The 21,685-nt window shown below is 39.9% G+C and carries 17 protein-coding genes; 8 read left to right on the forward strand and 9 right to left on the reverse strand.

Annotated elements, in window-relative coordinates; genetic code table 11:
• Positions 1-145: 145 nt before the first annotated feature.
• Entirely contained in the window at positions 146-634 is a 489-nt protein-coding gene (rnhA, locus tag H8B17_RS09685; protein WP_190308973.1) for a ribonuclease HI, read from the forward strand.
• A gap of 34 nt (positions 635-668) precedes the next feature.
• Here rnhA and H8B17_RS09690 read toward each other — a convergent pair whose 3' ends face one another.
• Complete coding sequence (locus H8B17_RS09690; protein WP_190308974.1) at positions 669-1,403, reverse strand: SIMPL domain-containing protein; 735 nt, start codon at positions 1,401-1,403, stop codon at positions 669-671.
• Between the two features lie 230 nt (positions 1,404-1,633).
• Between H8B17_RS09690 and H8B17_RS09695 the strand changes: the two genes are divergently transcribed.
• On the forward strand, positions 1,634-4,384 hold the full coding sequence (locus H8B17_RS09695) for a S9 family peptidase (protein ID WP_190308975.1): 2,751 nt from the start codon (positions 1,634-1,636) through the stop codon (positions 4,382-4,384).
• Positions 4,385-4,524: 140 nt separating this feature from the next.
• The gene (locus H8B17_RS09700; protein ID WP_190308976.1) at positions 4,525-6,714 is read left to right on the forward strand and encodes a glutamine synthetase III family protein; all 2,190 of its coding nucleotides are present in this window, start codon (positions 4,525-4,527) and stop codon (positions 6,712-6,714) included.
• Between the two features lie 60 nt (positions 6,715-6,774).
• On the opposite strand, the gene H8B17_RS09705 is transcribed toward H8B17_RS09700, so the two are convergent.
• Positions 6,775-7,788: a DUF6807 domain-containing protein gene (locus H8B17_RS09705; RefSeq protein ID WP_190308977.1), complete on the reverse strand. Its 1,014-nt coding sequence runs from the start codon at positions 7,786-7,788 to the stop codon at positions 6,775-6,777.
• A 133-nt stretch (positions 7,789-7,921) separates the two neighbouring features.
• Here H8B17_RS09705 and H8B17_RS09710 point away from each other — a divergent pair, with 133 nt between their 5' ends.
• The 3 genes from H8B17_RS09710 to H8B17_RS09720 are packed head-to-tail and all read left to right on the forward strand — an operon-like array spanning position 7,922 to position 9,481.
• Positions 7,922-8,485: an NADPH-dependent FMN reductase gene (locus H8B17_RS09710; protein WP_190308978.1), complete on the forward strand. Its 564-nt coding sequence runs from the start codon at positions 7,922-7,924 to the stop codon at positions 8,483-8,485.
• A 19-nt stretch (positions 8,486-8,504) separates the two neighbouring features.
• Entirely contained in the window at positions 8,505-9,083 is a 579-nt protein-coding gene (locus tag H8B17_RS09715) for a DJ-1/PfpI family protein (protein ID WP_190308979.1), read from the forward strand.
• 17 nt (positions 9,084-9,100) lie between these two features.
• Positions 9,101-9,481: a hypothetical protein gene (locus tag H8B17_RS09720; protein ID WP_190308980.1), complete on the forward strand. Its 381-nt coding sequence runs from the start codon at positions 9,101-9,103 to the stop codon at positions 9,479-9,481.
• A gap of 62 nt (positions 9,482-9,543) precedes the next feature.
• Here H8B17_RS09720 and H8B17_RS09725 read toward each other — a convergent pair whose 3' ends face one another.
• Positions 9,544-10,002 (reverse strand): hypothetical protein, encoded by a 459-nt coding sequence (locus tag H8B17_RS09725; protein WP_190308981.1) that lies wholly within the window; start codon positions 10,000-10,002, stop codon positions 9,544-9,546.
• A 350-nt stretch (positions 10,003-10,352) separates the two neighbouring features.
• Between H8B17_RS09725 and H8B17_RS09730 the strand changes: the two genes are divergently transcribed.
• Entirely contained in the window at positions 10,353-12,332 is a 1,980-nt protein-coding gene (locus H8B17_RS09730; RefSeq protein WP_190308982.1) for a tetratricopeptide repeat-containing sensor histidine kinase, read from the forward strand.
• The gene (locus tag H8B17_RS09735; RefSeq protein WP_190308983.1) at positions 12,325-12,954 is read left to right on the forward strand and encodes a response regulator; all 630 of its coding nucleotides are present in this window, start codon (positions 12,325-12,327) and stop codon (positions 12,952-12,954) included. The genes H8B17_RS09730 and H8B17_RS09735 overlap by 8 nt, the downstream gene beginning before the upstream one ends.
• A gap of 5 nt (positions 12,955-12,959) precedes the next feature.
• Here H8B17_RS09735 and H8B17_RS09740 read toward each other — a convergent pair whose 3' ends face one another.
• The 6 genes from H8B17_RS09740 to H8B17_RS09765 all read right to left on the reverse strand — a co-directional run bounded on the left by H8B17_RS09740 (position 12,960) and on the right by H8B17_RS09765 (position 21,665).
• Positions 12,960-13,847 (reverse strand): helix-turn-helix domain-containing protein, encoded by an 888-nt coding sequence (locus H8B17_RS09740; RefSeq protein WP_190308984.1) that lies wholly within the window; start codon positions 13,845-13,847, stop codon positions 12,960-12,962.
• 42 nt (positions 13,848-13,889) lie between these two features.
• Positions 13,890-15,518 carry an L-glutamate gamma-semialdehyde dehydrogenase gene (pruA, locus tag H8B17_RS09745; protein ID WP_190308985.1) on the reverse strand — a complete coding sequence of 543 codons (1,629 nt, stop codon included), beginning with the start codon at positions 15,516-15,518 and terminating at the stop codon, positions 13,890-13,892.
• A gap of 132 nt (positions 15,519-15,650) precedes the next feature.
• The gene (locus tag H8B17_RS09750; RefSeq protein ID WP_190308986.1) at positions 15,651-16,181 is read right to left on the reverse strand and encodes a DUF962 domain-containing protein; all 531 of its coding nucleotides are present in this window, start codon (positions 16,179-16,181) and stop codon (positions 15,651-15,653) included.
• Positions 16,182-16,205: 24 nt separating this feature from the next.
• Positions 16,206-19,307: an efflux RND transporter permease subunit gene (locus H8B17_RS09755; protein ID WP_190308987.1), complete on the reverse strand. Its 3,102-nt coding sequence runs from the start codon at positions 19,305-19,307 to the stop codon at positions 16,206-16,208.
• 3 nt (positions 19,308-19,310) lie between these two features.
• Complete coding sequence (locus tag H8B17_RS09760; protein ID WP_190308988.1) at positions 19,311-20,408, reverse strand: efflux RND transporter periplasmic adaptor subunit; 1,098 nt, start codon at positions 20,406-20,408, stop codon at positions 19,311-19,313.
• A gap of 6 nt (positions 20,409-20,414) precedes the next feature.
• Positions 20,415-21,665, reverse strand: coding sequence for a TolC family protein (locus H8B17_RS09765; protein ID WP_190308989.1), 1,251 nt, complete (start codon positions 21,663-21,665; stop codon positions 20,415-20,417).
• Positions 21,666-21,685: the final 20 nt, after the last annotated feature.

The following is a 21,685-nucleotide window of genomic DNA, read 5'->3' on the forward strand; positions in this document are numbered from 1 at the left end:
TTAAAGTGCGTATAAAAATGTATTCTTCAAAACAATTTTTATCTTAAGGAATTATGCATTGTTGGTTATTTTTTTAAAAGTCGTACGCGAACTCATTTAACATTCGGTTCGTGAATGCGAAGCAATTTATTTAGGTTTGAGATCAATGATTGAACTTTATACAGATGGCGCATCGAGCGGAAATCCAGGTCCTGGAGGATATGGCACTATTTTAAGAACGGTTTATCAAGGCAGTAACCCCCTATTTAAAGGTAAGCTTATCGAGAAGGAATTTTCTGGCGGTTTTAGAAAAACGACCAACAATCGTATGGAGCTCTTAGCGGTGATAATTGGTCTAGAGGCACTCAAGAGTACCAGTCAACAGGTCACCATTTATTCCGATTCCAAATATGTTATTGACGCCATCGATAAAAAGTGGGTATACGGCTGGATACAAAAGGGATTTCAGGGCAAAAAAAATAAAGATCTTTGGATAAGGCTAATGAACTTATACAAGCAACATCAAATTAAGTTAGTTTGGGTAAAAGGACATGCCGGCCATCCATTGAATGAACGGTGTGATCAACTGGCTGTGAAAGCCTCTAAAGAACAATCTAAGTGGCAAATCGACACGGTTTTTGAAGCCATGGCGTGAGCTCCCGTCCAATTAGACACAGCTCTCGTCGTTCTTATTTTGCTGTATAACTTGTTTTTACGGTGATATTTGCGGTTTTATTTCGAGCGGTCGTATTGAATACTCCACCATACGAGTATTCCTCATTATCATTCTGTCCCGTTATCTGAAAAATCCCTAAGTCCGCCTTAATCAAATCGCCTAACGAAGATCCTGCTTCGATCGCAATATTTGAAGCACGTTGTTTGGCATTTTCGGAAGCCTTCGAAATTAACTCTAATTTTAGATCTTCTAACTTCGAATAATAGTAATTTGGTGGGTTGGAACTCAATTCGATACCCTGCGAAATCAATGCTGATATTTCTCGCGAAGCATTATCTACCTTATCTAAATCTTTCGATTCTACGCTCACATTCTGCGACAGATTATACCCTGTGAATGTGTTATAACTGTTTCCCTGTCCATCTGAGTGATAGGAAAAATCTCGACTAATATTTACCGCGTTAAACAAAATTTCCTGTGGATTAATTCCTTGCTCTTCCAAAAATTTTCGTACCAAGTTCCTGTCCGTTTTCAACTGCTCTGACGCTGCACTTAAATCCATCGATTTACGATTAAAAGACGCCGACCATTTTACAATATCCGATTCAAAGTCTTTCTTCGCATTTCCAGTGACGTTTATTGTATTACTGATTTTGTATTTGTATTTATAAGCGTTAGCCAAAACTACAGCAAAAATCACGATGGCTAAAGCACCAACCAAAGCCACCATTAAACTATTTGATTTCATTTACTTGTCATTTTAAATAAATAGACCAATTTTCATGCCTAATTCATACATGGATAGTGATCCGCTGACGTCTACCTCTATGTTAATCAAGATTACGGAGGAGCATGGATATTTCTATTGACTTTTTAGTTTTTAATCCTTACTTTCAGCAAAATTTTTCTTTTTATCCCCACAAAATTGGCATGAGCTATCTGCACATTTCATTGCCTTTTTTAAAGACATGTAATAATATGAAATTTAGTATAACGCCTACACTAAGTGCCTTTCTGCTTCTATCTACTGGATTATTTGCACAGAAACCCCCACTAGATCATAGCGTTTATGACAGCTGGAAAAACATTAGCGATGCGGAAGTCAGCCAAACAGGACAATTCATCCACTACCAGATCACACCACAAGAGGGTGATGCCGTATTGGAGTTAAAAAGCAAGAATAACGAGCTGCTTTTTTCGTTACCTCGGGTCGCAGACGCTAAACTCACGCAGGATGAATCTTTCTTCATTGGCAAAATAAAACCCACTTTCGAGGAAATAAGACAGGCAAAAATAAAAAAGAAGAAAATTACGGATATGCCGAAAGATTCTTTAATTATCGTTGACATTAAGCATAAAAATCAATGGAAAATTCCGGCTGTAAGCATTTACAAACTCGCGCGGAATAAAAATGAACACGTCGCTTTTTTATCTTCCAGCTCCGATTCCACATCTATCCTACATCTTAGAAATCTGACCACTGGAGATACCTTAAATTTTCACAAAGTAGATCAATTCGAATGGAGTCCAAACGAGGATTTCCTTCTATTTTCGAAGAAAAATGAACCAAAGGATTCTCTTTCCACCGATGCTGGGCTTTATCTCTTTGATATGACGGACAAAAAATTGGAGAAAATAAGTAACGGCCAAGGCAACTATAAAGAACTGCTTTTTGATGATAACGGTAGACAGCTTGCCTTTCTCGCAGACAAAACGCCGGAGAAATCACTCTTCAAAGATTTCAAGCTTTACTATTATACCCCTCATTTAGACACGGCGCGTATTATCGCTAGTCAACAAAGTGTAGGCATGCCTTCCCAATGGTATGTGAGTGGGAACGGGGAACTTAAATTCAGCGCGAATGGCAAAAAGCTATTTTTTAGGCTAGCGCCGATTCCAAAAATAAAAGATACCGCCTTAGTCGATTTTGAACATGCACAAGTGGATATCTGGCATTGGAAAGATGATTATATTCAGCCGCAGCAACTCGCTAACCTAAAACGGGATAAAAGTAAAAATTTCTTGTCCGTAATTTATCCAAATAATGGCAATCGTATCGTGCCACTTGTTGACGATACATTCAATCGAACCCATATTACAGACGAAGGGGATAACGAATGGATATTGGCTGGATCTGATTTTGGCAAACGCATAGCCGCACAATGGGACGGGTTTACCTTATCCAATATGTATGTTGTATCCACGCTATCCGGGCAAAAGCGAATTATAAAGGAAAACCTAAATGGTTATGCCTATTTATCGCCAAAAGGAGATTTTGTACTCTATTTTAATCGAGATACCGGCAATTGGCATAGCTATCACATTTCCTCCGGAAAAATGATTCTGTTAAATGATGGTTTGCCGGTGAATTTCGTTGACGAAGAAAACGATTCACCTACCCTGCCCGGCGCTTATGGTATAGCCGGCTGGTCGACCGATGGCAAAGATGTATACATTTATGACAGATACGATATATGGAAATTTAACTTAGCAGGAAAACAAAAAGAACTCCTCACCAACGGTGAAGGTCGGGCAACCCAAACTATTTTCCGCTACATCGATTTAAACCGAAACAATAATCCACGATACAAGACAACACTTATTCCTGACAAACAACATGTTTTTATCACGGGATTTAACGAAAGCACCAAATATAACGGGGTGTATACGATAAACACCGCTAAAAGTAGAAAGCCAAATGAAATCTTTTCGGCTGGATATACACTTCGAAACTTCAAGAGTACATCAGATGGAGAAACCATTATATATACGAAAGAAAATTATAATTATTCGCCCGATTTATATGTAAGCAAACGGTTCAAAAACGAATCGCGCCTTACCGATATCAATCCACAACAAGCAACTTACAACTGGGGAACAGCAGAATTGGTACACTGGACGACACCCTCTGGCTTTGAGGCTGAGGGCATTTTATATAAACCCGAGAACTTTGATCCGAACAAGAAATACCCCATTATAGCTTATTTCTATGAAAAGTTAAGCAACGGATTATATACGTATCAAGCTCCTGCCCCCACGCCTTCCCGATTGAATATTCCTTATTATGTAAGTAACGAATATTTGGTATTTGCACCCGATATTCGTTATGAAATCGGATATCCAGGAAAATCCGCGGAGGAATATGTAAATTCTGGTATGCGGTATTTGGCAGAGAATTCTTGGGTGGATTCTACCAAAATGGCCATTCAGGGACAAAGTTGGGGTGGTTACCAGGTAGCGCACCTGATCACACGGACGAGTATGTATGCTGCAGCATGGAGTGGTGCACCTGTCGTCAATATGACATCAGCTTATGGTGGTATCCGTTGGCAGAGCGGCATGTCCAGACAATTCCAGTACGAACGGACACAGTCACGTATCGGAAAAACGCTATGGGAGGACCGTGATCTTTATATAGAAAATTCTCCGCTATTCTTTTTGGATCGTGTAACTACACCTGTTGCAATTATGCACAATGACGGTGATGGTGCGGTGCCCTGGTATCAAGGTATCGAGATGTTCACGGCCTTACGGCGTTTACAGAAGCCCGTTTGGTTATTAAATTATAATGGAGACGAGCACAACCTTATGAAAAGACAAAATCGAAAAGATATCCAAATTCGGCAAGCGCAGTTCTTTGACCACTTCCTAAAAGACAAACCTGCTGCCAAATGGATCGAATATGGTGTTCCAGCTACAGAAAAAGGAATAGATTGGGGATTTGATTAAAAAAAATCAATATTTTCAACAACAAAACACCAAAAACATAAAAATAATCTATTTTTTTTCATTTTTTTACGTCATTTACAAAAAATGATGTACTTTTACATCGAAAAAACAACAGAAACTATAAAAATAACATAAAAAAGATGTCAAGTCCAAGATTTAAAGCAGCAGAGTTAGCTATATCTCGCCCATCGGAGGATATGGAGAAAGTAGAATCATTAAAGCCTACCAGTATCTACGGAAAGAACGTATTTACGATTGCGAAGATGAAAGATTACCTCTCGAAAAGTACGTACAAAGAGCTTATTCAGATTATTGGTGAGGGTACTAAGATTTCACGAGAGCTTGCCGATCAGATTGCACAAGCAATGAAAACATGGGCTATTAGTAACGGCACCACCCATTATACACATTGGTTTCAACCTTTGACAGGAACTACAGCAGAAAAGCATGACGCTTTTTTCGAACCGGACGAGAATGGAGACGCTATTGAAAAATTTTCTGGTGATTCGTTAGTACAACAGGAGCCAGATGCTTCTTCATTTCCTAGTGGGGGCATCCGAAATACATTCGAAGCACGCGGCTACACAGCTTGGGACCCTTCTTCTCCGGCTTTTATCTTCGAAACTGCCGCAGGCAAAACATTATGTATTCCTACTGTATTTGTTTCCTATACAGGCGAGTCTTTAGATTATAAAGCACCGCTACTAAAAGCTATCGAAAGCATCGATAAAGCAGCGATCGACGTTGTACAATATTTTGACAAATCCGTAACGAAAGTCACCGCATCTCTCGGTATCGAGCAAGAGTATTTTTTAGTAGACCTTTCGTTATTCCATGCGCGCCCAGATCTACAGTTTACTGGACGCACCCTTTTTGGACATATGTCTGCGAAAGGACAACAATTGGAAGATCATTACTTTGGAGCCATCCCAGAGCGTGTATTGGCGTATATGGTCGATTTGGAAAATGAAGCATTAAAACTCGGCATCCCTTTAAAAACCCGACATAATGAAGTTGCTCCTTCTCAATTCGAATGCGCACCTATGTTCGAGGAAATCAACCTAGCGATTGATCATAACCAATTGTTGATGAATCTCATGGAACAAGTAGCGGTACGTCATCACTTTAAAGTGCTATTACACGAAAAGCCCTATAGTGGAATCAATGGATCTGGTAAGCACAACAATTGGTCGTTGATTACAAATACGGGAGTTAACCTCCTTTCACCGGGTAAAACACCGAAAAACAATCTCATGTTCTTGACTTTTTTCGTCAACACAATTAAAGCTGTATACGAACATGCCGATTTGCTTCGTGCATCCATTGCCAGCCATAGTAATGACCATCGTTTGGGGGCGAATGAGGCACCTCCGGCAATTATTTCTATCTTCCTTGGTTCACAACTGGATGAAATACTAGAAGAAGTTGAATCCGCTCGCGTTGCAAAAAAAGTAAAAAACGATGCCAATTTATGGCACGGTATTCCAAAAATTCCAGATTTGAAGCTCGACAATACCGACCGTAATCGTACATCCCCTTTTGCTTTCACCGGAAATAAATTTGAGTTTCGCGCAGTAGGGTCTTCCGCAAATTCCGCTTTACCAATGATTGTTCTCAATGCCATAGTTGCTAACCAACTTATTGAGTTTAAAACAGAGGTGGACAAACAGATAAAAAAAGGGACCAAAAAAGACCTTGCTTTGCTTAACGTGATCCGAAGATATATCAAAGAATCAAAAGCGATTCGTTTTGAAGGCAATGGATATAGCGAAGAATGGGCACTTGAGGCAGAAACTCGCGGACTTTCTAACATAAAATCAACCCCTAAAGCACTAGATGTTTATGTTAAGGAAGAAAACCTCGTCCTGTTTGAAAAGCTAGGTATCTATTCAAAACGTGAATCAGAAGCTCGACATGAAATTTTGTTAGAAAATTTCTTTAAGAAACTTCAGATCGAGGCCCGCATAATAGGCGAGGTCGTAACTAGCCAAATCGCACCTGCCTGCTTCATTTATCAAAATGAACTTATTCAGAATGTAAAAGGATTGAAGGACTTGGGCTTATCAAAAGAATCATACAGTTCGCAGATCAATTTGGTAGAACGTATTTCTAAACACACCAACTTGATTTTGGAAAAAGCCGAAGAAATGCGCCAAGCACGAAAACGCGCTAATACGATTGAAGATACACGTGAACTTGCTATTGCTTATGACGAAATTGTCAAGCCTTATTTTGATGAGATTCGTTATCATGTGAACAAATTGGAAAAAATCATTGATGACAATAAATGGCCTCTTCCAAAATTAAGAGAGCTTTTATTCTTAAGATAATACGACTAATTAGCCCTCCAATAATAAAGACGGCACTCAGCGAAAAACTGAGTGCCTTTTTTATTTTTTTTCGTCCGCAAAATCTTGCCAACTGTTGTCAATAAGTGCTGCATTTTGTTTACCATCAAACACGACCAATCTATAGATAAGTGTGTAGGTCTGACCGGGTTCCAAAAGCCAATCCCGGTCTTTTGTTGGCGAAAAATTGATGAATACATTACCTTTTCCGCCGTTGGCATTTCCATCCCAGATACGTAGGGGCTCGGGGTGATTAAAATTAGTAGGATGAGATAAAATGGCCATACCGCCATATTCATTTTGTGACAACTTTCCCTGCACCATACACCAACGTGCCCTACTACCATCTGTATCATCCCGCGTCTTGCCTTCGGAGGTCTGCACATTACTATTATCACGACCCCAGGACGCTACTGCCCGCCATCCCAAGCCACCATATCGGTAGGTAAGCAACCGCAACGGACTGGAAGTAGCACAACGCATTTTAATGGTTATATCAATCCAATAATAGTCAGACTGCCCCTCCGGTAAGTGTACCTTAACCGTTTGCCATTCATGAAGTGCTACCTCTTCGCTTCCATTTTCTTTAAAGACCACATGGTCGTGAAGTGCAGTATATTCCGCATCGTGTGCACTGACTTTGTTATCCAGTAACCGCACGAAACGAACCGTTCCTTCCTTCTTATATAAATTCCAAAAATCAACCGTATCCCCTTCGAATATTGTTTGGGTCCAAGGATTCCAAATACCGTAGTGATGATAATGATCTTTCGGTTGTATCCGTGTGAGCTGCTGTCCTTTTAAGGTATAGACCGGATGGATAAAACCGCTGCGTTGATAGCTACTATCTTGTCCTCGCGGCGGGTATACCGTATTAAAATGGTAAGTAAGTAAAGGTTGGTCGTTCTTAAAAATGGTCAGCACACTGTCGATAACCAGTTGAAGGCTATCTGTTCGTTTATCATCTTTGGCATAACTAATATGCACAGGCCGCCCACATACGAGCATCATCAGCATACTAGCTATATATATCCATAAATTTTTTCTATTTATCATTCGTTTTTGTCTCCTAATCAAAATTAAAAAACAGTTTTACAAACATAACTTTTTATGTAAACAATCTACATTCTTCTTACAAAGGGTTCTAAAAAATAATCGTTAAATTTATACCACAAAACACCTCAATTCTATGAACATTTTAGCATTCGCCGCGAGCAATAGCGCACAGTCCATTAACAAGAAATTGGTAACGAGCGTTAGCAAATACTACAAAGAGTCTGATGACGTTATAGAGATATTAGATTTGAACGATTTTGATATGATACTTTTCTCGAAAGAACGAGAAAAAGAATTGGGTATTCCATCGTTAGCTTATACGTTCGCCGAGAAGATTGATCAGGCAGATTTTATTCTGATTTCTTTTGCCGAAAACAACGGCAACTATAATGTAGCCTATAAAAATTTGGTAGATTGGGTCTCTAGGATACCAAACCGAAAAATTTTCAAGAACAAGCCAGTTTTTGTAATGGCTACGTCAAACGGAAAAAGAGGAGGACAGTCGGTATTGGAAATCGCTATCAACAGATTACCTTTTGATGGTGCAGATGTATTGGAAAACTATAGTCTCCCGGAGTTTTCGCAAAACTTCGAAGAAGGCAAAGGCGTTACGAACGTAATATTAAGAAGTCAACTAGAAGCTAAAGTCCGCAAAACGAAAAGGATATTAAAGCAAAAACTTGAACAAAATAAATAGATAATAAAAACACAATATTATGGCAAAGAAAGTATTATTATTAGTAGGCGACTATGTCGAAGATTACGAAGCCATGGTTCCTTTTCAGGCGATGGAATCGGTAGGAATAAAAGTCGATGCTATCGCACCCGACCGTAAAAGCGGTGATACCGTTCCAACCGCAATCCATGATTTTACCGGCGATCAAACGTATAAGGAACTGCGCGGACACAATTTCGCTATCAACAAAGATTTTGACAGTGTTGAGGTAGATAATTACGACGGTTTGTATATTGCAGGCGGGCGCTCAGCAGAATATATCCGTTTAAACGATCGTGTTATCGAAATCACGAAGCATTTCTTTGAAAAAAATAAACCAGTGGCGGCAATTTGTCATGGTATTCAAGTATTGACGACTGCTCGCGTATTGGAAGGTAGAACCTTAACGGCGTATGTCGCCGTGGGGCCCGATATTGAATTGGCAGGCGGAACGTGGAAAAATATTCCCGCTGATCAAGCCGTTGTTGATGGCAACTTGGTTACTTCTCCAGCATGGCCCGGACACCAAGCTATTTTGAAAGAGTTTTATACATTATTGGGTATTACCATAAGTTTATAACGAACGCGACGATGCAGATGAAAGGAAAAAGAAAATTTTGGATAATTGCCATCGGTTTGATTCTTCTTTTGGGATACGGAATTTGGGAAGCTTATAACCAGCCATCCATCAAAGATTTACCAGGAGACTTTGAAGAAGTAGCTTTTGTTCGAAACGAACAGAACAAAGGAGGCATAATGCGCGTTTATGCCGTAACTGTAGGTGATATGACCAATGCAAAATATGACGCCTGCGCTGATATGTTTCCCACAAATGATTACGGCAGTATAACGAAAATTTATTTTTTTGATAAGTCAAAACCGTTCCCCGTAAATTTGACAATCGAACCACCCCATTACGATACAAATCAATATGAGGCGGTGATGATTCTTAAGCGAACAGGATCTGACAAAGAATAAGTTCCGATAAAGCTTTTCTTTCAACTTTTGGAAAAAGATTGAAAGAAAAGCTTTATTTATTATTATTGCTTTGCTCCCTCAAATGTATAATGGATATCAGTTTCACGTTGTTTATTGGTACTGATATCAACTGTTTTCGTATCCGCGTGATACCAAAACGAGCCTTGCAAATCCCCAATGACGTGATAAATATCCCCTAAGTATTCTTCTGCTCGCACCTTAATAGTTTTTTCAGTAATAGCCGAATAAGGTTCACCCGTCTTTACCGTAACTTTTAAGTGCTCATTATCTACTTTAGTAACAGTAATCACGGCATCAAAAAACTCATCCTCGTCCGTGTTCGGCAAATCTCCCCACACCGTCAGCTTGCCTTGATACGTTCCGATTGCGACATCAATACTTTTAGTCTCTGGTTGTTCTGTATCATCATCTTTACTACAACCATTTAACGTCACCGTCCCGACCAGCATTAAAAGGAATAAACGTTGCATTGTCTGTTTTACATTTACTTTTCTCATCATTTTCATCTGTATATAATTATTTAGGAGTGTAAGTATTCATTTGTATAAATGAGCTCGTTACACTCGGTTTGTCTTTTAACGGTGATAAACTTATCAGGTTTTTCACCGGTGTTTGTTTTATATGTATTCAAGAGCTCGCAAGCTCGACGTATTCGTTCCTCTATCCGGTTTGAATAAATCATGATGGTTTCATATTCAAAATATAATGTGAGACAAAATTGAAAAAGAATACTATACAACACAATCGACGAAAACCATGATTTTTATTCTACCAGTTTACCGGGATATTTCATTTGGTCCAATTATCTTTCACAAATATTCACATATTTGTATGTTCAAATAATTAGGTAATGCGTAAATCCAGTTATGTATCCCTTCTTTTCCTCATGCTATCGTTTATAAGAACAACGAATGCCCAACAGCTTCTCCCTTTGGATGAAGACGCTTATTATGAAAAGATACAAAAAGAATTAGTCCATAACCATGATAGCACAAGAATCGACAACTATTTACTGGTATCCGAATATTGGTTACAAAAAGATAGCATAAAATCAAAAGAAGCCCTGTTCCAAGCACAAAGACTTGCAAAAAAAGACTCCGTTTTTTGGGGCAGAACACTCTTTTACGAAGCACAATATTATAATCAGCAAAATCAAAAAGACAAGGCTAAGCAAACCTATGAAGCAGCTATATCCGCATTGGAAAAAAGCCAGCTTCCAGCAGATAAAAAGATCTTAGCTGCTACTTGGTACAATTTGGCGTTAAATCAATTTGGCAAAAAAGGCTACGATTATGTTGTTGATATCCTGACAAACAAAGCAATACCCCTAGCATCTGAACTAAAAGACACGTTAATTACAGCACACTACTATTCGCAGTTGGGTCTTGTATTTATGTCCGTAGGTCAATTCGATAAAGCCGAAGAGCAACATTTCAAGGCTTTGCAACTTTTAAAGAACATCGAAGATGAAGGCGTTATACACCTCCATACCTATTTTAATTTAGTTAGCAATTATTGTTATAAACCCGACAGTAGACGTGCTAAAATATATCTGGACAAAGCAGCCCGCATCCTAAAACCTTATCCCAATTCTCCACATTATCCAAATTATTATTACCAGGAAGGTATGTATTATACGACCACGACTAATGCTACTAAAGCGTTGGAAAGCTTGAATAAAGGGGTAAAACTTGCTAAAAAATACGGACAGATGCAGATTTTGCAAATGCTCGAATTCCGTATATATAATAACTACCTGATGCAACGGGACTATATAAAAGCTAAAGACATATTGGAAAACATCGTGGAAGATGGTCTGTTAATACGGGAAGCCAACAACAAAAAAATTGTCTTTCAACAACTTGCGATTGTAAATGAAGCATTAGACGATTACAAAACAGCTTTGCAATGGCAAAAACAGGCTTTTGTACTCAGTGACAGCTTACAACAAGTTAATTTGTTGGAAAAAATGAATGAGTTAGAAATTGTACACACCACGACGGAAAAGCAAAGAACCATTGACAAATTAAATCTGGAGAAAATCGAAGCTGCATTAGAAAACAGAGAAAAAAATTTCAAAATAACCATTTTGGTTGTTACCTTGGCACTGCTTCTCATCATATCCCTTTTGGTTTACCGAAATTATAGTAAACAGCGAAGGTTAAACCGACAGATCCAAATTAACCATCATCAACAACTCCAACAGATTGAAAATGAACGTCGGTTTGAAGCAAGCCAATCTATTCTGCAAGGAGAAGAACAAGAACGACATCGCATTGCACAGGACTTGCACGACAGCATGGGGGGAATGTTGGCAAGTATCCGAATGCAATTATCAAACGATTTCTTATCCTCAACTGAAAAACAACATACCATTGTCCAGCAATTGGATCAGGCAATCGTTGAAATGCGTAGAATATCACGTAATTTAATGCCGGAAACACTCAAAAATTTAGGTTTGGAAATTACCTTACAGGAATTATGCGAAAGCATGGCAAATAAAAATCTAAAAGTACAGTTTGAAGCATATAACATAAGTCGCCATATTCCATTCGCAACAGAATTGGCTCTGTACCGTATTACCCAGGAATGTATCAGTAATACACTCAAACATGCACATGCCACTATGGTTATTGTTCAAATCAGTCAGGACGAAAACAGGCTTAATCTCACCATAGAAGACGATGGAAGAGGTTTTGAAAAAAACAAGACAACGTATGGCCTCGGTATCAAAAATATCGAGAATCGGGTGAATCTTATTAACGGCACACTGGATATAGCGACATCGCAAGGAGAAGGCACAACCATAAATATAGAATGTTATGTATAGCGGTAAGATAAAATTAGCTATTGTAGACGATCACCCGATGATATTGGAAGGATTAAAATCATTGTTACAGAGCGAAACTAGATTGGAAATTTTCACCTTTACGAAGGGAGAAGCCTTTTTGGATTTTATACGTGGAAATATTGTAGACATGGTATTATTGGATATTGTATTAAACGACGGGAGTGGTTTGAATTTTTGCAAAACGATTAAAAAAAATTGGCCTAAAACGATCGTCATTGGTATAAGTAATCAAGCGGAAAGGAGTATTATCTTTCAGTTTATTCAAAACGGAGCAAATGGCTATATTCTTAAGAATGCCGACGCACAAGAAATCATCGATTGTATCCATGATGCTTTAAACGGAAAAATAGCATTCAGCGAAGAAGTTCAGCAAATTATTCTAAGCCAACCCCATGATGCATTGGAAATACCCAAATTGACCAAAAGGGAAAAGCAAATCTTAACATCAATCTCATCCGGATACACCACTCCACAGATAGCGGAAATGCTTTTTGTAAGTCCGATGACAATCGAAACACATCGACGAAACCTGCTCCAAAAGTTCAAAGCAAAAAATATGATTGAATTAGTTCGAATTGCAACAGAATACAAACTTCTTTAAAGAGGCTATCCTTTTCGTCGAGTATGTACCGCAATAAATTCTTTAGGAGAGACTTTCATAACATGCAGAAACACTCTGTTGAAATGAACAGCCGTATTAAATCCACATTGGTATGCTGTTTCAGCAATACTCTCTACCTTATTATTGACAAGTAATTGGCAGGCACTTTCAATACGTATTTCGTTGAGGAAAGAAACAAATGTTTTTTGGGTGTGCTTTTTAAAAAACTTACAAAAAGCGGTCGGCGTTAGATGAATAAGTTCGGAAACGTCCTCGATGGAAATAGTTTTTTTGTAATTTTCGAGCGCATATTTAATCACGGTGTTAATACGAAGACCGTCAGCATCTTGAAAATTCACTTTGCTCAAACCGGAGTACATTGATATGAAATGATCTTGATTAGCTACCAAAGCCTTAAATAACTGAATAACCTTTATCAATTTCGATGGACCGCCATCCGTACCTAGAGGTAAAAACAATTCCTTCAGGGGTGTTGCAAATTGCTCGGGGAGAAGTTTGCTAGCATCCAAATTGTAGAAAAGTGATTTGATTGCCTGCATTTCCGTCATGTCAAAAAATGGATGTAGTTTCTCCAACGAGAAAAAAAGATGAATAACGTGTATTTGGGATGGTGCTATAATACGATCATCTTTAAAAAACATATGTGGGTCGTTGGGTTTAATTAGAAATATCTGGTTTTCGAGACAGGGCCGTATCAAGTTCCCCAACATAAAAGCCCCATCCCCCTCTACTATATATGTAATTTGACATTCCCGATGCCGATGATAATATTCATAAAAATTAGTACCCGTGTTGTCCATGACGTAAAAAGCTTCGTCACCTCGTACAGGAACCGTAAATTCTATTGGCTTTCTATGCTCGGAAGTCTTCATAATGAAACAACCCGCGATTTAACTCGCGGGCTATAGTAGTAATTAACCTAAGAACGGATAACGGTAATCTGTTTCCGGATGGAATGTTTCCTTGATAGTACGTGGAGAAACCCAACGCAATAAGTTAATCATCGAACCCGCTTTATCGTTTGTGCCGGATCCCCTTGCACCACCAAACGGTTGTTGACCAACTACTGCTCCCGTACATTTATCATTAATATAAAAATTGCCCGCCGCATTCCGCAACGCATAGGTAGCTTCATCGATTGCATAACGGCACTGTGAAATAATAGAGCCCGTCAACGCATAGATAGACGTTTTATCTACCAGTTCTAACGTTTCCCTCCATTTTTCATCTTCATACGCGTAGACCGTCAACACAGGACCAAAAAGCTCTTCACTCATGGTTTCGTAATCTGCCTTTTTAGCCAAAATAACCGTTGGGTGAATAAAATAACCTTTCGATTTATCGTACTCGCCACCGATAACAACTTCGGCATCGGGCGAGTTTTTTGCACGGTCTATATAAGATGTGATCTTATCAAACGCTTTTTCATCAATAACAGCATTGATAAAATTGCTAAAATTCTCTGTTCCACCGATTTTAAATGACTGTATATCTTTCTCCATACGTACACGAAGATCGTTCCACAACGATTGCGGAATATAGGCACGTGAGGCCGCTGAACATTTTTGCCCCTGAAACTCAAATGCACCACGAACCAATGCTGTATTTAGTACCTCCATGTCGGCCGAAGGATGTGCTAAGATAAAATCTTTACCGCCTGTCTCCCCTACGATACGCGGATACGTTTTATAACGGTGAATATTCTCCCCTATCGTTTTCCAGATATTCTGGAAAACATCTGTAGAACCAGTGAAATGAATACCTGCGAAATCGGGATGTTTAAAGATAACATCGCCCGCCTCCGGACCAGAAACATATACCAAGTTGATCACACCCGCTGGAAGGCCAGCTTCTATGAAGACCTCCATAATGACATTTGCAGAATAAATCTGTGTATTCGCCGGTTTCCATACCACTACATTTCCCATCATCGCCACACAAGAAGGTAAATTACCAGCAATGGCGGTAAAGTTGAATGGCGTCAGTGCAAAAACAAATCCTTCTAGCGGACGTTGCTCTACTCTATTCCAAACGCCTTTGGCATTCTCAGGAGGTTGTTGACTATAGATTTCAGTCATATAGGCCACATTGAAACGCAAGAAATCTGCAAGTTCACAGGCAGAATCAATTTCAGCTTGATAAGCATTTTTTGACTGCCCCAACATCGTTGCCGCATTAATTTTGTAGCGATATTTAGTAGAAATCAATTCTGCAGCTTTTAAAAAAATAGCAGTACGCTGTTCCCAAGGCAGGTTTTCCCATTTTTCTTTTGCAGCCAACGCACCCTGAATTGCTTCTTCCACATGGCTTTTCGTACCTTGATGGTAATATCCCAAAACATGTTGATGGTCGTGTGGAGGTGTTAACTTTACTCTATTTCCCGTGCGCACTTCCTTTCCTGTAATATACATTGGAACATCCACCTCTTGTGCCCTCGCTTCCTTTATCGCTGCTTCTAACAAGGCTCTTTCCTTTGTACCAGGAGCGTACGAATTAACAGGCTCATTAACTGGTGTAGGAACATTGAAAAATCCTTTTAACATAACTGTGCTCTTTTAAATTTAAGATAAAGTTACCTATTCTATATGACCTCAAATTTACGGATTATGTTTTTGTATAAACGTATTTTACCTATAAAACATACAAAACAAAGAAAGACAGGGAAAGATACGTTATCAATATTTTATTTTAAGTGCAGCAAAAACTGTAGACCAAAGCCAAATAGGACCTATGGTTAGTAACCGCCAAATCTCCGAGGGAGGAGTTTCGGGCTGTTCCTTTTTTGCAAACCAAGAAGTTCCAATAATACCGATAATCGCCATTAACAGACACACTAGCCATACTGCAGGGCCACCATCGCGTTCTACATATTCCAACTGAACAATACAAAAACTCATCACCCCAATGGTGAAAAGCATGCCGTATGACAATGTGGGAGCCAGCCGCAAATACAAATAGATAATAACAGCGATATAAAAAGAACCCCAGTTCAAGAAGGTATCCATATTCGTCCGAACCAAGAAACCAAGTTTAGGAAACGGAATCATCCAGATCAACCCCATCACGCCAAAGAATGCCAACGCAATAAATACCGCATATACAATTTTATTGCCCGTTGCGAATTTTTGGTCCATTTCGTAGAAAATACGGTCTACAGGTCTCTCAAATGTCGGTTTGTTAGGAGCTTTCCTCTGTTTTTTATTCATACCCCAAAGGTACAAATATTTGATCTAACCTTTATGTTGCTGCTGCTTCCTATTCATCCAATAAAAAACCACTGGCAGCACCGTAAAACTCAAGAGCAGACAGATCAGCAACCCTCCGACGATCATAATAGCAAGTGGCTTTTGGATTTCCGACCCCATGCCCGTCGACATAGCAGCTGGTAACAATCCCATCGACCCCATGAGCGCAATCATAACGACCGGACGTATCCGACTTTTGACGCCAGCATAAATAGCTGGTAAAAGTTCCATCCGCTGACGGAGATTATCCCGTATTACGCCCAATAACACAATACCATCAATTGTGGCCACACCAAATAAGATAATAAAACCGATACCTGCTGAAATACCAAAGATAGTACCCGTGACCCATAACGAAACAAATCCACCAATAAATGCAAATGCCAACGTTAAAGACGACACCAACGTGTCTTTAAAATTTCCAAAATTGAAATAAAGTAACAATAATATTAACGCGAGGCTCACCGGAACAACTAACGACAGTTGTTTGGCCGCCCGCTCTTTACTTTCAAACTCACCTGCCCATTCCATATAATTTTCTTTAGGTAAAGACACTTCCTGTTCTACCACTTTTTTAGCTTCCGCAATTGTGCTGCCTAAATCCCGTCCGTCGATACTAAATCCAATACCGATATAACGACTGTTGCCTTCACGATAAATAAAAGCAGCCCCCGTTTCATAACTGATGGTAGCAATCTCCTGTAAAGGAATACCACGTCCATTACTGCTCGGGATTAAAATATTTTTGATCTTTTCGGGTGTATCACGATAATGTTCATCGAAACGGAGCACAATATCAAATTGCCGATCTCCCTCATAAAATTTTGTAGCAGCCTGCCCCCCAATCGTCATCGCCACTACCGCTTGTACATCGGCCGTAAACAATCCATACTTTGCCATTTCCGAATCGTGAAGCTGAATACGTAATTCCGGTAATCCAATATTTTTATAAACGTTAATGTCCGTAATACCGTGTACTTTCCCTATAGCAGAAGCAACTTGGCCTGCGTAATCTTCTAGATCATACAGATCATCGCCAAAGATTTTAATAACTAGCGAGCTTTTCACGCCCGCGACGAATTCTTCCACGTTATCTTGTATCGGTTGACTAAAGCCAAAATTAATCCCCGGGTAATGTGCAAGTTTTTCTCGCAATTCCTTTATAATATCATCTTTTTTCACATCGCGCTCCCACTGTTTCTCCTCCTTCAATTGTACATTAAACTCAATGTTAAAGAAACCTGTTGGGTCAGTTCCATCATTTGGACGACCGGTTTGTGTCAATATAAAATCGATCTCCTCGCACCCCTCTTCCATAATCGTTTTCATTTCTTTCGTTAGTCTAGTAGACTCACGAAGGTTAACGCTATTCGGCAACGTCGCTCGGATGTAAATGGCCCCCTCGTTTAACTTCGGTAAGAATTCCGAGCCGTAATGCAAAAATTTGAGTAAACAAAGTATCAAAATCCCCACAAAAACACCTATGGTAGTCTTTTTATAGCGAAAGCTCACTTTAAACAACCCGAAAATGGTTTTCTGAAAAAATCGGGTTACTACATTTTCCCGCTCTTCTATATGTTTCGTGAACAACAGTTTACACATCGCAGGAACATAAGTCAAACTCAGAATCAACGATCCCAATAAAGCATATGCCAATGTAAACGCTAGCGGCGTAAACATTTTCCCCTCTACTTTTTGAAAAGAAAAAATCGGAAGCAACGCGACGATCAGAATAACGAGGGCAAAGAATATATAGGATGCGACGCTTCCTGCACTCTTCTTAATTATACCCAGTTTACTCATTTTTGCAAACCGCTCTGGCCCTACACGATGCGATAGACCCGCCAGGGCGACGAATACGGTCTCTACAATCACTAATGTCCCCTCTAACAGCAAACCAAAATCCAGTGACCCCATCGAAATCAAGTTTGCCGGTAAACCTTGAATTTTCAACATAATGATAGCAAACAGGAAAGACAAGGGAATGACGGAAGCCACGATAAAGGTTGATTTCCAGTTGTACAGAAAAATAAAAACAATTAAAGAAACGAGTAGGATACCTTCTATCAGGTTGTGAGAGACGGTACGGACGGTGTTGTCGACCAAAAGCGTACGATCGATTACCGGTTCGATTTGTACTCCTTCCGGCAGTGTCCGCTGATTTAACTCTTCGATTTTGGCTTTCAAGTGTTTAATAACCTCCGAAGGGTTCTCACCACGCAACATCACCACAATGCCCTGTACCAAATCATCTTCGTCCCCCAGCCCTACCTGTCCTAAACGTGGTTTGTGAGAAATAGCCACATCGGCTACATGTTTTATCAAAATCGGTGTCGCACCGTTAAGCTTAATGGTGATATTACCGATATCTTCCAACTTATCCAGTAAGCCCACACCACGCACTACATACGCCTGATCGCCCTGCTCTATCACATCCCCACCCACATTGATATTCGATTTTGACACCGCTTCATACACATCTAAAGGCGATAAATCATAATTTTTTAGTTCTGCAGGATGAATTTTGATTTCATAAATCTTCTCCTCTCCTCCAAAACTAACAATATCGGCTACACCAGGGACACTCAGTAACTCTCTTTCGATAACCCAGTCCTGCAAAGAGGTAAGTTCCTTAATAGGCACGTCTCCTTTTATTACATATCGAAAGATTTCTCCTGTTGCGCCAGAAGGAGGTTCTATTTCCGCATTTGCGCCGTCCGGTAAATCCACACCTGACAGTTTGTTAGATACATATTGCTGCGCGTAGAAATCGTCTACACCATCTTCAAACTGCGCGGTGACAACGGATAGCCCAAAAAGTGAAATAGACCGGATGTTGGACTTATGTGGGATACTATTTAATTCCTTGGTAATCGGCAGGGTAATTAACTTTTCCATTTCCTCCGCACTACGACCGGCCCATTGCGTAATAACACGAGCCCGCGTATTTGTTACATCGGGGAATGCCTCCACCGCTGTGTGACGCAGGGCATAAATACCGCTAAATAGCAAGATCATGACAGCAAATAGGACCAATGTGGTATGCTGCAACGAGAACGTAACGATGCTTTGTACTAATTTCTTCATGCTTTATTTATTCAACTGCTCAAAAATCAATAAGGCATTTGAGACAACGACCTGCTCGCTTGGCTTAAGTTTTTCCTTTATAAAGGTATATTCTTCGTTACGTCCAACGGTCGATATGGGTTTAATTTCCATGTCACAGCTATCCCGATATATTACGATGTACTCTTTGTTATTGCTGAACACTTTCGCGGTGTTTGGAATCGCAAATGCGTTTCCTGCTTTATTTTCTAAATCAATAATAATATCTGCGCTCAAGCCGGGCATCAAATCCAAATGGGGATTAGCCAACACCACCCGAGCTTTGAGCACATGTTCGTTATCATCAAAAGCATTGTATATTTTATCTATTTTTCCAGCATAAAACTTATCCGGATAGGCAATCGTGCGGACTTTCACAGAATTACCCAATGCAATATGACGTAAATTGCTGGCATAGATATTCACCATCACCCATACTTCTTTCAAATTGGAGATAGAAAACAGCGGTGCACTGTCCTCGGCCACATTTTGACCTGGACTGATCGATTTTTGGATAATGTAACCATCTTTCGGCGCCAGAATATGAAAAGCATCTTTCCCAGCTGCCCGATATAGCGACAGGCTTTCCGTTACCCGGTCGAATTCTATCCTAGCACTCTCCAGCTCGTGTTCGGCAGCAAGCACATCAGGCGCCGCCAACAGCCCGTCTGTAGCAAGTTCTTTTTTAGTTTTAACTTGCTTTTCCAACAAACTAATTTGATTTTGTTGATAGCGCTGTTGCTGATAAAGTTCCTGAATCTGCGTGGATTTTATGGTTGCCAATACCTGTCCCTTATGCACTTGATCGCCAAGTTCAAAGTCTACCTTTTCTACCACACCTGATAACAAGCTACGAAACGCCATCCTATCATTTTCATTATATTCTATCTTTCCTGACAAAGTCAACTGTTCGGTAACTGGACGTTCTTCTACAGCAATTATCTCCGTCGATTGGCGTAATCCTTCATGCAGACAAAACGCTGCTGGTTTTGTCGTTTCTGATTGTTTCTCTTCTGCTTTCGGGGAGCAGGAGACAAATGCACAACATATCCCGATGATATGTCCGTAAATTATTTTCCGCATAACTTCTTAAAAATCTTTACCGATTAGATATTGTAGTTCCTCAATCGTGTTATTGTAATTTTGCCACAACTCCAAAAATGACTGTCTTGCCTCTCGATGAGACTGTACATAGTCTATAAATTCCAGCAACGTGACCTGACGATTTTCGAGATGTTTCCGATAGCTTTCCACCATGGTATCCTGCTCGCCTTCCATTTCACTTGACCATTGATTTAACACGTTCTCGTATTTTAAAAGTTGACTTTTATAGCGTTGCACGGTTTGTTCCAACTCCCATTGCAACGCCGCATACGTTAGCTGCTCTTGGTCTATCTGATGTTTGGCGCGCTGTATATTCCCTTTGTTTCTGTTAAAAACCGGCAAATCTATCTGTACGCCCAGACCAATGAAATCCTGCATAATATTTCCACCACGATCATATCCCAATTGCAATGTTAAATCTGGTGTTCTTTGGGCCTTCTCCAGTTCCAATTGCTGGTTCGCCATGGCGATTGCCGTTGACTGTTTCTTCATCCCAATATTTTGGTCGGCTATCAAACTGATTACATCTTTTGGCAGTAGTAGCTTGCGGCTTACAAATGATTCCTCTACCAATAGCTTTTCTATTTCCAAGTCATTTATTCCGGTCAGGATCTGCAAAGTGGATAAACTTGATTCGGCATCTGCCTCTAGGTCTACCAAATCTTTTTGCATGCGCAGTAATTCATTATGTATGCGATTATAGTCTGCTTTGGACACATTTCCCTGCAGGGTCTGTCGGCGGTATTGTTTTTCCAATTGCTCAAATAGTTTCACCATACCGACAAGCTGGGCTTGGCGATTTTTTAGGGACGCCAGATGATGGAAATGCTGGCGAAGTTCCTTTTTTAGTTCACGAACGAGTTCTTCAAATTCGTAGACGGCAAAACGATGTTCCAAGCGTTTGAAAGCGACCCGTTTCTTCCGTTTTCCCGCTGTTTCGATCACCTGTTCCAATTCTACGGACACCTGCTGGGTTTTGCCGTACCGTCCAAAAAGGGGGGATAACACCTCACTTCCCGCATTCGTCCAAAGGTTTACTTCACTGATCGCTAAACTCGGGTTTTCCCATACTTTTTCCTGTACAACCTCCGCTTCTGCTTTGCTGACCTCAAACTTAGCTGCCAATAGGAGATAATTTTCCTTTAAGAAGCGTGCCTCCAATTGCGATAGGCTATACGATTGCGCTCGGCTAAGCGATACAACGAAAAAAAACAAAATGACTACGTAAAATCTCACCTCAAATCTATTTCCAGCAA

The organism is Sphingobacterium arenae, from assembly GCF_014692505.1.
Classification (GTDB): Bacteria; Bacteroidota; Bacteroidia; order Sphingobacteriales; family Sphingobacteriaceae; genus Sphingobacterium; species Sphingobacterium arenae.